Source organism: Mycolicibacterium fluoranthenivorans (assembly GCF_011758805.1).
Classification (GTDB): Bacteria; Actinomycetota; Actinomycetes; order Mycobacteriales; family Mycobacteriaceae; genus Mycobacterium; species Mycobacterium fluoranthenivorans.
Genome location: NZ_JAANOW010000001.1, coordinates 1,081,572 through 1,096,313, shown reverse-complemented (window position 1 = coordinate 1,096,313; position 14,742 = coordinate 1,081,572). Strand labels below are relative to the sequence as shown.

General features: G+C 68.4%; 3 protein-coding genes. 1 reads left to right on the top strand and 2 read right to left on the bottom strand.

Going from position 1 to position 14,742, the window contains the following annotated elements; genetic code table 11:
• Positions 1–23 precede the first annotated feature (23 nt).
• On the top strand, positions 24–2,042 hold the full coding sequence (locus FHU31_RS05330; protein WP_167156511.1) for a prolyl oligopeptidase family serine peptidase: 2,019 nt from the start codon (positions 24–26) through the stop codon (positions 2,040–2,042).
• Here FHU31_RS05330 and FHU31_RS05325 read toward each other — a convergent pair.
• Together FHU31_RS05325 and FHU31_RS05320 are read right to left on the bottom strand one after the other, a co-directional pair.
• Positions 2,035–9,756, bottom strand: coding sequence for a cadherin-like domain-containing protein (locus FHU31_RS05325; protein WP_167156509.1), 7,722 nt, complete (start codon positions 9,754–9,756; stop codon positions 2,035–2,037). The two genes, FHU31_RS05330 and FHU31_RS05325, sit on opposite strands and share 8 nt — an antisense overlap.
• 260 nt (positions 9,757–10,016) lie before the next feature.
• Positions 10,017–14,585, bottom strand: a complete 4,569-nt coding sequence (locus tag FHU31_RS05320; protein ID WP_263988010.1) for a beta strand repeat-containing protein — start codon at positions 14,583–14,585, stop codon at positions 10,017–10,019.
• Between the last annotated feature and the right edge of the window lie 157 nt (positions 14,586–14,742).

Here is a 14,742-nt window from a genome sequence, read left to right as displayed (position 1 = left end):
TACGCCCACGGTAGAAAGGTCACATGAGTTCTGGAACAGATCCCGTCGCTTCGCTCGCCCCGGACCTCAACCTTTGGCTGGAGGACATCACCGGCGACGACGCGCTGGCCTGGGTACGTGCCCACAACGAGCCGACGCTGGCCGCGCTGGCCGGTGAGCAGTTCGAGGCGATGCGAGCCGAGGCGCTGGAAGTCCTCGACACCGACGCCCGTATCCCGTACGTGCGCCGCCGTGGTGAGCACCTCTACAACTTCTGGCGCGATGAGGCCAACCCGCGCGGACTGTGGCGGCGCACCACATTGGAGTCCTACCGCACCGAGGCGCCGGTGTGGGATGTCGTCATCGACCTCGATGAACTTGCGCGCGCAGACGACGAGAACTGGGTGTGGGCGGGCGCCGAGGTGATCGAGCCCGACCATTCACGCGCGCTGATCAGCTTGTCCCGTGGCGGCGCCGACGCCGTGGTGGTGCGTGAATTCGACATGTCCACAAGGGAATTCGTCAGCGCTGAACTCGGCGGCTTCGAGCTACCCGAGGCCAAGACCCAGATCACCTGGGCGGACCCGGATACGGTGCTGGTCGGCACGGATTTCGGCGAAGGCTCGCTGACCGACTCCGGCTACGCCCGGCTGGTCAAACGGTGGCAGCGTGGCCAGGATCTGGCCGACGCCCCGACGGTATACGCCGGGGAGCGCACCGACGTGATCGTCGTCGCATCGGTGGACCGGACACCGGGCTTCGAGCGAACGCTGATCAGCCGGGCGGTGGATTTCTTCAACGACGAGATCTACGAGCTTCGCGGCGCCGAGCTGATCCCGATCGACGCGCCCACCGACGCGACGGTGTCCGTGCACCGGGACTGGTTGCTGATCGAGCTGCGCACCGACTGGAAGGGCCATGCCGCCGGCTCACTGCTGGCCGCCGATTACTGCGAATTCCTCGACGGCACAGCGGATATCGCCGTGGTGTTCACACCCGACCAGCGCACCTGCCTGCACCAGTACTCCTGGACCCGCGACAAACTGGTCGTGGTCACGCTCGCCGATGTCGCCAGCCGCGTGCAGATCCTCACCCCGGGCGACTGGAAGGCCGCCGACGTGCCCGGACTTCCGGACAACACCAATATCGTGATCGCCGGCGCCGATCCGTACGGTGACGAGATCTTCCTGGACTCAAGCGGATTCACCACCCCCTCGCGGTTGCTGCTCGGATCCCACGATGGCGCGTTCGGCGAGATCAAACGGGCGCCCGCATTCTTCGCCGCCGACGGAATCGAGGTGAGCCAGCATTTCGCGGTGTCCGCCGACGGCACCCGGGTCCCCTACTTCGTGGTGGGGCGGCCGGGTGCCACCGGCCCGACCCTGCTGGGCGGGTACGGCGGATTCGAGGTGTCGCGCACCCCCGCCTACGACGGTGTGCTGGGCCGGCTTTGGCTGGCCCGCGGTGGCACCTACGTGCTGGCCAACATTCGCGGCGGCGGCGAATACGGGCCGGGCTGGCACACCCAGGCGATGCGGGCCGGCCGCCACCTCGTCGACGAGGACTTCGCGGCCGTGGCGCGCGACCTGGTCGCCCGCGGGATCACCACGGTGCCCCACCTGGGCGCCCAGGGCGGCAGCAACGGCGGACTGCTGATGGGCATCATGCTGACGCGCTACCCCGAACTGTTCGGCGCGCTGGTGTGCAGCGTTCCGCTGCTGGACATGAAGCGCTTCCATCTGCTGCTGGCCGGCGCATCGTGGGTCGCCGAGTACGGCAACCCGGACGACCCCGCCGACTGGGAGTTCATCTCCAAATACTCTCCGTACCAGAATATTTCGGCAGACCGCAGCTATCCGCCGATCCTGATCACCACCTCCACCCGCGATGACCGGGTGCACCCCGGACATGCCCGGAAGATGACCGCCGCACTGGAGGCAGCCGGCCACCCGGTGAGCTACTACGAGAACATCGAGGGCGGGCACGGCGGCGCGGCCGACAACTCGCAGGCGGCGTTCCGGGCGGCGCTGATCTACTCCTACCTGTGGCGGACGCTCAGCTGATCTGGATCACGGTCACCTTGGTGGGTCCCGCACTCGTCGAGGCGGACGCGACGACATAGCTGCCGTCGGCGCTGATCCGCGCGGGGTTCACCGGCGTCCCGGCCAGCACGGCCGTCGTACCGATCTGCGCGCCGGTGACGGTGTTGAGGATCGCCACTTGGGTGGTGCCACCCGCGGCCGCGGTCACGACCACCCGGGTGCCGTCCGCGCTGAGCTGAGGCTGCCCGGCGGCGCCGCCGGCCAGCGTGAGGCTGTCGCCGACCTGTGCGCCGGTGACTGTGTCGCGCACCGACACCGTCGTCACGCCGGCAGTCACCGAGGTCACCACCACCCTGGTCCCGTCGGAATTCAACTGCATCCCGGCGGGTTGGTCGGCCGTACTGCCGAGGGCGGATACCTGTGTCCCCGTGGCTGTGTCGATGACGATGGCACTCGTGGTGAACTGGCCGTCACCGTTGTCGGTGTTGGCGACGATCAGCACGCGTGCCCCGTCGCTGCTCGACTGCGCCGTCGACACCAAGCCGGAGCCGGCGACCCAGCCGCCGTCGAGGCTCAGCGTGCTGCCCACCTGGGTGCCCGTGGTGAGGTCGATCACCATCACCCTGGTCGTCGACTGGTCGGCCGCCTGGGCCACCAGCACCGCCCGGGTGCCGGCCGGGTTCAGTACCAGCCGGTCGTAGGAACTCTTCGAATCCCCTGAACCGGAAGGCCATCCGCTGGTCTGGATCACCGAACCCACCTGTGCACCGGTGGCCATGTTGACCACCACCAGGCCGGCCCGGAAGACGTCGGTCTGCGAGCTGCCGTCGATTCCCTGCGAGGTCAGCACCGCCCGGCTGCCGTCGGCGCTGAACTGGGCCCGTGCCACCGGCGCGTAGGACGAGACCGTGAAACCGGCCCCGATCTGGCTGCCGCCGGCGTTGTACACCGAGACCTTGAAGCTCAGGCCGGTGTCGCTGGTCTGCACGAAATCGGTGACGACGATCTTGGAACCATCGGAGTTGAGACTGGCCAGGGTGGAGCTGTTGTAGGTCGCCGCGGACGCAGCGGCCCGGGTGAGCGGCGCACCGATCGTGGCGCCCGTCGCCGCGTTGACGACGGTGATGGTCGTGGCGGCGCTGACGCCGCCGATCTGCCCGCCGGTGACGACGGCGGCCCGGGATCCGTCGGCGCTGAACGACGCGGCCGCGGTACCCACGACCTGACCGGTGTCGTAGACGAGCGCGCCCGTCGCGGTGTTGATCAGGACCAGCCGGCCGGACGGTTTCGCGTCACCGGACAGTCCGGTGGTCGCCACGGCCACGCGGCTACCGTCGGCATTCGTCTGGACTGCCGGGCCGACCGCCTTGTCCCCCAAGTAGTTCGAGGAGGTGTAGGTGGTGCCGACCTGGGCACCGGTCGTGACGTCGAGGATCGCGACCCGCACGTTCTTGGAGTAGTCGTCGCTGGTGGCGATGACCGCGCGAGTGCCGTCGGCGCTGAACGCCACGAAGCTCGGCGCGGTACCCGAGAGGGTGATGAAGTTCCCGACCTTCGCACCGGTGACGGTGTTGACGACCGAGAAGGCGACGACCCCGCCGGCGGCCGCCTTGGTGACCACGACGGCACGGGTGCCGTCGGCGCTGAAGTACGCGTCGTGGGCGACGCCGTTGACGGTGATGGTGCCCACGGTTGTCGCGGTCCGTGTCACCGGCGCGATGTCGACGGTGACGCTGATGGCCGTGGTGCCGCCGTATCCGTCCTTGACGGTGACCGTCAGGGTGTCTTGTCTGTCCGCGGCGGTGGCGCTGCCCGCCGCCGCCAGGAGTCGGGCCGCCTCGGTCGGGGTGTAGGTGAACGCACCGGTCGAGGCATTGACCGTGACGGTGCCCTTGCTGGTGGATGCGGGCGCGGTGTAGGTCAGCGGGTCGCCGTCGGGGTCGGCGCCCGACACCGTCCCGGTCACCACGCCGGTGGTCGCGTTGGGCGATCCGGTGGTCACCGACAGGGCCGGCGCGCTGTTGGCGGGCTGGATGCTCACCGACACCGTGGTGGTGGCGGTGCCGCCGAATCCGTCGGTCACGGTGACGGTGAAGCTGTCGGCCTTGTCGGCCGTGGTCGCCGTCAGCGCGGCCGCCGCATGCCGCGCCGCCGCCGTCGGGGTGTAGGTGAAGGTGCCGGTCGACGCGTCGATGGTGACGGTGCCCTTGGAAGTGCTTGCCGGAGAAGAGTATTGGAGTACGTCGCCGTTGGCGTCGGTGCCGGTCGCCTTACCGGTCACCACGCCGGTCGAGGTGTCCGGGGAGCCCTTGGTCACCGTCACCGTCGGCGCGGTGTTGGCCGGCAGGATGTTCACCGTCACCGTGACCGGCACACTGGCGCCGTACCCGTCGGTGACGGTCACCGTGAAGGTGTCGGTCTTCTCGGTGGTCGCCGTGACCGACGCCGCCGCGTGCCGGGCCGCCGCGGTCGGGGTGAAGGTGAACGCGCCCGTGGTGGCGTTGATCGTGACGGTGCCCTTGGAGGCACCTGCGGCGGCGTACTTCAGGGTGTCCCCGTTGGGGTCGGTGCCCGACACCGTGCCGGTCACCGCACCGGTGGTGGCGTTCGGCGTATTCGTCGTCACCGTCGCCGTGGGCGCGGTATTGGCGGGCGCGATGCTCACCGACACCGTGGTGGTGACGGTGGCCCCGAAGCCGTCGGTCACCGTCACGGTGAAGCTGTCGGCCTTGGCGACGGCGGTCGCCGTCGTCGACGATGCGGCATGGCGGGCCGCCGCGGTCGGGGTGTAGGTGAACGCACCCGTGCTGGCGTCAATGGTGATGGCGCCCTTGGTGGTTGATGCGGGCGCGGCGTAGGTCAGCGTGTCGGTGTCGGCATCCGTGCCGGTGACGGTGCCGGCCACCACACCTGTCGAGGTATCGGGTGAGCCCGTCGTCACCGACAGCGTCGGCGCGGTGTTGGCCGGCCGCACGGTCACCGAGAGGGTGATCGGGACGCTCGCGCCGTAACCGTCGGTCACCGTGACCGTGAAGCTGTCGGCTTTGTCGGCTGCGGTCGCCGTCGTCGAGGCCGCCGCGTGCCGGGCCGCCGCCGTCGGGGTGTAGGTGTACGCACCTGTCGACGCATTGATCGTGATGGTGCCCTTGCCCGTCGACGCGGGTGCGGAGTAGGTCAGCGTGTCGCTGTTGGCATCGGTGCCGGTGACCTTGCCGGTCACCACGCCGGTCGTGGTGTTCGGCGTGCCCACCGTCGCCGTGGCCGTCGGTGCGGCGTTGGCGGGCTGAACGCTCACCGACACGGTGGTGGTCACACTCGCCCCGAAGCCGTCGGTCGCCGTCACGGTGAAGCTGTCGGCCTTGTCCGCGTCGGTCGCGGTCAGTGCGCTCGCCTTGTGCCGGGCGGCCGCCGTCGGGGTGTAGGTGAAGGCACCGGTGCTGGCATTGATGGTGATGCTGCCCTTGGACGTGCTGGTGGGTGCGGCGTATTTGAGCGTGTCGCCGTCGGCGTCCGTTCGGGCGACGGTCCCGGTGACCACACCCGTGGAGGTGTCGGGTGCACCCGTCGTCACCGACAAGGTCGGTGCGGTGTTGGCCGGCTGGATGCTCACCGACACCGTCGCGGTGGCGGTGCCGCCGAATCCGTCGGTGACGGTGACCGTGAAACTGTCCGACTTGACGGCGGTGGTCGCGGTGGGAGAGGCCGCGGCGTGCCGCGCCGCATCCGTCGGGGTGTAGCTGTACGCCCCGGTCGACGGGTCGATCGTGATGGTGCCCTTGCTGGTTGACGCGGGTGCGGAGTAGGTCAGCGTGTCACCGTTGGCGTCGGTGCCGGTGACCTTGCCGGTGACCACCCCGGTGGTGGAATTGGGCGAGCCCGTCGTCACCGACAGCGTCGGCGCGGTATTGGTGGCCACGATGTTCACCGTCACCGTGACCGGCACGCTGGCCCCGTAACCATCGGTGACCGTGACCGTGAAGCTGTCGGTCGCGTCGGTCCCGGAAACCGACGCCGCCGCGTGCCGGGCTGCCGCCGTCGGGGTGTAGGTGAAGGCACCGGTGCTGGCATTGATCGTGATGGTGCCCTTGGACGTGCTGGTGGGCGCGGTGTAGGTCAGCGCATCACCGTTGGCATCGGTCCCCGACACCGTCCCGGTCACCACACTCGTGGTGGGGTTCGGCGTGCCCGTCGTCACCGTGAGGGTGGGTGCGGCATTCGCCGGGGCGACGCTCACCGAGACCGTGGTGGTGACGCTGGCACCGAACCCATCGGTCACCGTGACGGTGAAGCTGTCGGCCTTGTCGGCCGCGCTCGCCGCCGGCGAGGCCGCCGCGTGTCGCGCCGCCGCCGTCGGGGTGTAGGTGAACGCACCGGTCGACGCGTCGATCGTGACCGTGCCCTTGGAAGTGCTCGCCGGAGCCGAGTATTGGAGTACGTCACCATCGGCATCGACACCCGAGACCGTCCCGGTCACCACACCGGTCGAAGAGTCCGGGGAACCCGTCGTCACCGACAGCGTCGGCGCGGTGTCGGCGGGCAGGATCGCTACCGTGACCGTGGTCGATGTGCCGGCACCGAGCTCGTCGGTCGCCGTGACGGTGAAGCTGTCGGTCTTGTCCGCGTCCGTCGCCGTCGGCGAAGCCGCCGCATGCCGGGCTGCCGCCGTCGGGGTGTAGGTGAAGGTGCCACCCACGATGGTCAGTGTGCCCTTGGGTGTGGTTGCCGAGCCGGTATAGGTCAGCGTATCGCCGTCGGCATCGGTGGCCGAGAGCGTGCCCGTCACCGCTCCCGAGGTCGGATTCTGTTCTGTGACAGTGGCAGTGAGATTCGTCGGCGCGGAGTTGGCCCTGTCCGGCGCGATCGCCACGGTGACGGCCACCGCGACGACGTTGCCTTTGCCGTCACTGACCATGACATTGAAGGTGTCCGACCTGTCCGCGGCCGGCGCCCCGGCGACGGCCGCGGCATGCCGCGCATCATCGGTCGGGGTGTAGGTGAATGTCCCCGTCGCCGCATTGACGCTCACCGCGCCTTTGACGGTGTTCGCGGGAGCGCTGTAGGTCAGCACATCGTTGTCGGGATCCGTGCCGGTCACCTTGCCGGTGACGACACCCGTCGCGCTGTCCGGCTGGTTCACCGACACGCCGACGGTGGGTGGCAGATTGTCCGCAAGGATGCTCACCACAACGTTTTTGGTGGCGGTACCTCCGTAGCCGTCGGTCACGGTCACCGTGACGGTGTCGCTCGCCGCCGGGTTACCCACCGCAGCATGGCGCGCCGCGGCGGTCGGGGTGTAGGTGAAGGCGCCGGTCTTGGCGTTCACCACCACCTTGCCGTTGGCCGTGGACGCACCGCTGTAGGTCAGCGTGTCGTTGTCGGCATCGGTGGCCGAGATCTGGCCCGACACCACCCCGGTTGCCGAATTGGGCGCGCCCACAGTGACATCGCCGATCACCGGATTCGCATTGGCCGGCGCGATCGCGACCTTCACGCTCTTGGTCAGCGTCCCGCCGTGCCCGTCGGTGACCGTCACGGTGAACGTCTCGGATTTGACCGCGGCGAGCGCCCCGGTGGCGGCCGCCGCATGCCGTGCCGCATCCGAGGCCGTGTAGGTGAACGACCCGTCCTGCGCGAAGGTCACCGTCCCCTTCTTCGGGGTGGCCGTGAAGGTCAATGCATCCGAATCACCATCGGCCACACCAAGAGTGCCCGTCACCACACCCGAACCGCCGGGCACGTTCACCGTCGGTGACGCGTTCGCCGTCGGCACCGCGTTGATCGGCGATATCGATACCGTCACTGTCTTGGTGCTGACCCCACCGTGGGTGTCGGTGATGGTCACGAGGAACGAGTCGGACTTGTCCGCGGTGGCACCGGTGGCGGCCGCGTGCCGCGCCGCGTCGGTCGGGGTGTAGGTGAACGCCCCGGTGCTCGCGTTCAGGGTGACCGTGCCCTTGGACGTCCCCGGCGCCGCGGAATAGGACAGCGGGTCCTTTTCGGCATCAGCGCCTTTGACGGTGCCGGTGACTATTCCGGTGGTGGCATTCGGTTTACCCACCGACACCGTGGCCGTGGGGGCAGCGTTGGACGGAAGAATGTCCACCACAACGGTTTGTGACGCGCTGCCGCCATGGCCATCGGTGACCGTCAGCGTGATGGCCTCCGAGGTGGCGCCGCCCCCTGCGGCGGCGTGCCGGGCCGCCGCGGTCGGGGTGTAGGTGAAGGTACCGGTCTTGGCGTTCACCACCACCTTGCCGTTGACCGTGGAGGTCCCTTTGTAGGTCAAGGTGTCGTTATCGGTATCGGTGGCCGAGATCTGGCCCGACACCACGCCTTTGGTGTTCGGCGTCCCGGCGGTCACGGTGGAGATCTCCGGATTCGCATCGGCCGGCGCGATCGCGACCTTCACGTTCCTGGTTACCGTCCCACCGTGACCGTCGGTGACCGTCACCGCAAAGGTCTCGGTCGTCACCCATCCGTTCGCGCCGGGCACGGCCGCAGCGTGCCGCGCCGCATCCGACGCCGTGTACGTGAACGACCCATCTTGGGCGAACGTCACCGTCCCCTTCGTCGGGGCCGCCTTGAACGTCAAGCCATCCGAATCACCATCGGCCACACCGAGGCTGCCCGTCACCACACCCGAACCGCCCGGCGCGTTCACCGTCGGTGACGCGTTCGCCGTCGGCGCCGCGTTGATCGGCTTCACCGCGACGGTGACGAGTTTGTCCGCCGTCCCGCCGAACCCGTCGGACACGGTGATGGTGAACGTGTCGGTCTTGTCCGCCGTCGTCGCCCCGGTCACCGCGGCGGCATGCCGGATGGCGACCGTCGGGGTGTAGGTGAAGGCGCCCGTCGTCGCGTTGACCACCACGGTGCCACCCTTGGTGCTGGTCGCCGGCGCCGAATAGGTCAACGCGTCCTTGTCGGCATCGGCGCCTTTGACCGAACCGGTGACGACTCCGGTGGTGGCATTCGGCGTTCCCACCGTGGGCGTGCCCAGCGTCGGACTGTGGTTGTCGGTCGCGGCGGTCGCCAGTGCCATGGCGGCTTTCGCCGTGGTCTCGGCTTCGGCCTCGGCGTCCGCACCGTCGTCGGCACCGAACTCACGCCGGGAGGCTGCCGCGGCCACCCACAGCAGTGGCGAGTTGACCAGGGGGCCCGCCGGGACGCCGCCCAACAGCGACGAATCCACCACCGCACCTGACACCACCCCGACCGACTCCGCCACCACCGCAGCGGCCGGTGCCACCTGCGCCACCGGCGCGGCGGTCGACGGGGCTGTCGCGCTCACCGCGACCGGCGCCGTCTGCACACTCTTCGCCGGGGTGGCGTCTTCGTCGTCTTCGTGACGGACCGGCCGCGACGTCACCGACGGTCTGGGTGCGTCGGCGGTCTCCCGCTTGGGCTCCGCGGCGGCCGGTTTCTTGCGCTTGTGCGATGTACCCGTCGCGGCCTTCGTTGCGGGCTCGTCGCTGGCCTTGGTGCCGGTGGCGGAGTCTGCGGCCGGGGTGTTCGTGCTGGTGTCGGGGTTTTTGACCGTGCCACCGGAGGACTCCGAGGGCCCGGCTGTGCCACTGGATTCGGTGCCGCCCGTGGCCGTGTCATCTGCCCATGCGGTCCCCTGACCCAGGGATACCGCCGCGCCGACGCCCAGCGCCACCGCGAGACCGCCGACGCGGCCCACGAATCGCCCAGCACCCACCACAACTCCCAACGTCCAGATCGCAGCGGGCACCAGGGCACAGCTAGCTATGTCGCTACAGGGTAAAGCCTGAAAATATCCTTAGCGTCAAATTGCTGGAATTGCAAGGTCCCGGCCCAACAATTCACCCAGTCGGGTATGAACATCGCGATCAGCTCGCATTTTCCTGCGTACCCGTGCCGCCTGTGATTAGGCGTGTCTGCAACCACGAGTTTTGCCACACCAGCGGTTCCGCACGACCGCGACGATCGGCGGCGTCACGCATCCGTCACTGCAGCAATCCGGGGCGAATCTCACGCCTTGATCTGCACCGTGGTGAGCATCGTGGTGTAGCCGGTCTGCGCATCGCCGGTCTGCATCGTGACCACGGCCCGGTCGCTGGCCTCGTCTCGATAGACGTAATACAGCCCGCCGGCGAGGGTCAGTGGGGTGCCGATCGTGGTCGCGGTGGTGAGGTCGATGGCGGTGATCTTGCTGGTGCTACCGGACACCGAGAACGCGAGAGCACGGTTCGGATCCGTGGTCAGCGTGACCCATGTCCACGTACTACCGCTGTAGGTCAGGGTTTTCCCGATCTGGACGCCGTTCACGGCGTTGAACACCGACAGCTTGGACGTCGTGTCGGTGTCGGCGAGAACGGTCACCCTGTCGTCGTCACTGATCTGAACGTAAGCGCCGTAGGTGCCGGTGAACGTTCTCGTGGCGCCCAGCTGGGCACCGTTGTCGGTATTGACGATCGCGACCCGCGTGGTGTAGTTGCCCTTGCTGTCAACGACATTGGTGAAGTACACGGCCCGGTTCCCGGCAGCGACGAGGTTGGAGTCGCCGACATAGGTGGCCGGGGCACCGGTGAGGGTGATGGTGGTCCCGACTTGCAGGCCTGTCGCCGTGTCGAGCAACGCTATCCGGGTCGTGTAGCCACTCGCCGCCGTTCCGGTGACCGTGGTCAGGAAGGCTCGGCTGTCGTCAGCGTTGAACAACGGCGTCAAGTAGGTATCGGTGTCCTCGACATTGAAGGTGACCGTGCCGGTCAGGTTCAACGTCGTCCCGATCTGTGCGCCTGTGGTGGTGTTGATGACTGCGAAATTGCTCGTCGTGCCGGTCGGCGCGGTGGTCACCACAGCCCGAGTTCCGTTCGCCACCAACTGAATGGGCAGCGGCAGGTCGCCGTTGACCGGGTTGAAGCCGACAGGTGAACCCGCCACGGTGACCGCGCTACCGACCTGTTCGCCCGTGGCCGTGTCGATGACGATGACGCGAACCCCTGACAGGGAGCCGGATGCGATGCCGTATCCGGTGACAATGGCACGCGTGCCGGCATCGTTGAACTGGGCGGGCAGGATGGTGGCCGTGTCACCGGCAGTGGCGCCGGTACCGATCTGCGCTCCGGTCGCGGCGTTGTACACCGAGATCACCGTGGTGGTTCTGCCGGTGACGGTGTCGTAGATACCGCTGTTGACCACCAGCTTGCTACTGTCGCCACTCAGCTGCGCGGCACCCTGGCCCGCCACCGACAACGTCGCACCGACCTGGCCGCCGCTGGTGAGGTCGAGCACCACCACCTTGGTGGTCTGATCGCCCACATCGTCGACTTCTGGGGTGTAGGCGAACACGGCACGAGTGCCGTCATTGCTGATCTGGACGGGGTTGAACACGGTGCCACTGACCGAGGTGGTGGCGCCGAGCTGACTACCGCCGGCGGTCTCGATGACCGTGATCGTGGTGACGGAGCCATCGGATGCGGTATCGCCGCCGAACGTGCTGACGACGATTCGGCTGCCGTCGGCGTTGAGGTCGACCGACACCGGCGACAGGTCCCCGAAGAGGGAGTCGCTGTTCTGGGTTCCGACGAAAGTCCGGGTGGCCCCGGCCTGCGCGCCGGTCGTCACGTTCACCACCGTCACCCGGGCCACGTCATCGTCGGAGCCGTCCTTACCGTCGATGGCCAGGATCGCCCGGGTCTGATCGGCGTTGTACTGCAACACATCGTCCACGTAGCCGTAGCCCGCGAGGTTGAGGGTGCCGCCCAGTTGCACGCCCGTGCCGGCGTTGATGACCGCCAGCCGGGTGGACTGGGTGCCATCGACTTCGTCGACCGACGTGGCGACCAGCGCGCGGGTGGCGTTGTCGCTGAAGGTGATCCACCCCTCCCGACCCGTCACCTGCACCGCGGTGCCGATCTTGGTACCCGTCGTGGTGTTGATCACGGTGAACGATGTCGTGTAACCGCTGGTGCTGTCACCGGTGACGGTGGCGATGATCGCCCGCGTCCCGTCCTTGCTCATCACCGCGTCGACGTTCTCGCCGTTGACGTTGACGGTCCCGCCGACCGCACTCAAACCCTTGGGGTCGACAGCCACGTTGACGGTGAACGTTGTCGTGCCGGTGTGGCCGTCGGACACGGTGACGGTGAAGGCGTCGGCTTTGTCAGCCGCGGTGGCGTTGGCGGCATTCGCCTTGATCCGGGCGGCATCGGTGGGTGTGTAGGTGAAGGTGCTGCCCGTGATGGTGATCGTGCCCTTGGCCGACTTCGCGGGAGCGGAGTAGGTCAGCGGGTCACCGTCGGCATCGGTGGCCGAGAGCGTCCCGGTGACCACACCGTTGGCGCCCAAGGTGACACCGCCGCCCGTGCCTCCGGTGGGAGCAGTGTTGGCCGGGGCAACCGTGACGCTCACGAGTTTGTCGAAGGTCCCGCCATGCGCATCGGTGATCGTCACGGTGAACGTATCGGTCTTGTCGGCCGCGACCGTGCCCGCCGCAGCATGGCGCGCCGCCGCGGTCGAGTTGTAGGTGAACGTTCCGGTGGTCGCGTCGATCGTGACGGTGCCTTTGGTGGTGGTCGCCGGCGCGCTGTAGGTGAGGGTGTCCTTGTCCTTGTCGGTGCCTTTGACCACGCCGGTCACGACACCCGCAGCGTCAGGTTTACCGACGGTGACGGTGGCGGTTGGCGTCACGTTGGCCGGCACCACCGTGACGGTGACCGCCGTGGTGATCGAGGCGCCCTTCGCGTCGGTGATGGTGGCCGTGAAAGAGTCTGTGGTGACCGGGTTTACCGTCAGACCGGCGTCATGCCGGGCCGCGGTGGTCGGGGTGTAGGTGAACACGCCGGTCTTGGCGTTGATCTTCACCTTGCCCCCGGTGACCGATGCGCCGGCGGTGTAGGTGAGGGCGTCGCTCTCCGGATCGTCGGCGTGCACGGTGCCGGTCACCGCACCCGTCGACGGGTTGGTGCTGGTGATCGTGAAGGTGGGACTGATCGGCGCCTTGTTCGGGGAGATGTCCACGGTCACCGACTGGGTGTTCGTCGCGCCCTTGGAGTCGGTGATCGTCACGGTGAACGAATCCGACTGCGCCCCAGCGACTCCCTCGGCTGCGGCCTGGCGGGCGGCCTGGGTCGGGGTGTAGGTGAAGGCTCCGGTCTTGGCGTTGATGGTGACGGTGCCCGTCGCCGGGGATTCGGTGCTGTAGGTCAGGGTGTTCTTGTCCGGGTCGCTGGCCTTGATGGTCCCGGTGACCGCACCGGTGGTCGGGTTGGTCTTGAGAATGGCGGCGACGCCGTTGACCGGTGCCCCGTTCGGGGCGATCGGGACGGTCACCGTGTCGGTGAACGATCCGCCGTGGCCATCGGACACTGTGAACGTGAAGGAGTCCGTGGTTGTCGCACCGGCAGCCAGCGCCGCCTCGGGGGTCGGGGTGTAGGTGAACTTGCCCTTCGCATCCACGGTCACGCCGCCGTTGGCGGGCGCGGTGCCCACGCTGTAGGTCAGCGTGTCTTTGTCTTTGTCGGTGGCCTTGACCGTCACGGTCACGGCTCCGGTGGCCGAGTTCGGTTTACCCACGGCGTGAGTGGCCGTCGGATCCGTGTTCACCGATGGCGCGATGTCCACCACCACCGCCGCGCTGGCGATGCCACCCTTGCCGTCGGTGACTTTCACCGTGATGGTGCCCTGGGTGACCGGGTTGACGGTCGCGCTGGCGGCGTGTCGCGCCGCCGCCGTCGGGGTGTACACGAACGCTCCCGTCGACGAGTTGATCGTCACCTTGCCGTTGGTCGCGGTCGCGGAGTATTTGAGCGTGTTGCCGTCGGCATCAGTGGCCAAGGCCTGGCCGGTGACCACCCCGCTGGATGAATCGGTGGTGGTCACCATCGGCGTGCCGAACACCGGAGCGGTATTCGCCGTCGCCGCGGGTGCCGCGGCCGCCAACGCCGTCGCCGGCTCGCCGGTGGAGACCACCGCCGCCGTCTTCGCCGAAGAGTTACCTCCCCCGGCGAATTCACGCCGGGACGCGGCGGCGACGGCCCACAGCACGGGCGAGTTCACCAAGGGTCCCGCCGGGACACCACCGACCAACGACGCATCCGCCACCGCACCGGCGACCGCACGCACCGACCCGGAAACCACGGCTGCCGCCGGCACCGCCGCGGGTGGCTCGGAAACCGTTGTCGCCGCCGGAGCACTGACCGCAACCGCAGACGGCGTCGCTTTGACCGGGGCAGACGATCCCGTACCCGGCTCGTCGTCCTTGTCTTCGCGTGCAGGACGTGAGGACACCGTGGACTTCGGCGCCCCGGTGGCGTCGTTCTTGGCCGCCTTCGCACCCGCCGGCTTGCGCTTGTGCGAGGAGCCCGCCGAGGTCTTCACCTCACTCTTGGCTTCGCCGGCTGTGGGCGAAGAGACCTCCGCACCGGCGGAACCCGACTCGGTCGCACCCGGCGCCGATGAGCCGGATGACGCACCGCCACCGGCGGAGCCACCGCTTGCCGAACTGGTGCCGCCAGATTCCGAGCCGCCCCCGGCACTCTCGTCGGCCCAGGCGATCCCCGCGCCGAGTGACACCGCGGCGCCCACCCCCAGCGCCACAGCCAAACCGCCAACTCGACCGACAAACCGCCCAGCGCCCACGGAGCCTCCTGACTTCGACGTCAATTCACAGCGGACTCTAAGTCATCTCCCGGATTTGCTCTGTAGGCCGTTCGGTTGATTCCGGATTTGCCGGCTACGGGGAACCGAACAGCAG